This is a genomic window from Pseudomonas tumuqii (assembly GCF_013184545.1).
Classification (GTDB): Bacteria; Pseudomonadota; Gammaproteobacteria; order Pseudomonadales; family Pseudomonadaceae; genus Aquipseudomonas; species Aquipseudomonas tumuqii.
Window position 1 is genome coordinate 1 of sequence record NZ_JAAOJA010000061.1, and the last position, 617, is coordinate 617.

The 617-nt window shown below is 62.9% G+C and carries 1 protein-coding gene; it reads left to right on the forward strand.

Translation table 11 applies throughout. The features are described 5' to 3' along the window. Positions 1 to 617: VCBS domain-containing protein (locus G9C89_RS24940; RefSeq protein WP_218575974.1), on the forward strand; the 617-nt coding region annotated here is incomplete at both ends.

A 617-nucleotide genomic window follows, 5' to 3' on the forward strand; every position in this document is an offset into this window, starting at 1 on the left:
TTTGCGGCTCTGGCCAATAGCGGCAGCGTGCCCATCGTCATCACCACCGATCTCGGCAATACCCTGACCATCAACGGCTACAGCGGCGATGCCTTCGGCGGCAGCGTCAGCTACAGCTACGAGTTGCTCGACAACGAGACCCATGCCAGTGGGGCTGGCGAGAACAGCCTCTTCGACAACCTCGCCGTGGTCGTCACCGATGCCGATGGTTCCATCGCTTCGGACATCCTCAGCATCCGCGTTGTCGACGACGTGCCTACTGCCATCGATGACGTGGGCGGTACCGCCTCCGAGAGTAATCTGCTGGTCACCGGCAATGTCCTCACCGATGGTGTGGACGATGTGCTCGGTGCCGACGGCCCGGCCGCCGGTGGCGCCGTCACCCCGGCCGTACTCGTCGGTACCTATGGCACCCTCACGCTGCTGGCCGATGGTGGTTACAGCTATGCGCTGAACACCAGCGATCCGGACTTTATCGCTCTGGGCGGTGGCGGCAGCGCTAGCGATGTCTTCAACTACACCCTCACCGATGGCGATGGCGATAGCGACACGGGCCAGCTCACCATCAATGTCCTCAACGAGAACGATGGCGTCATCATCACCGGCCTCACCCCGGC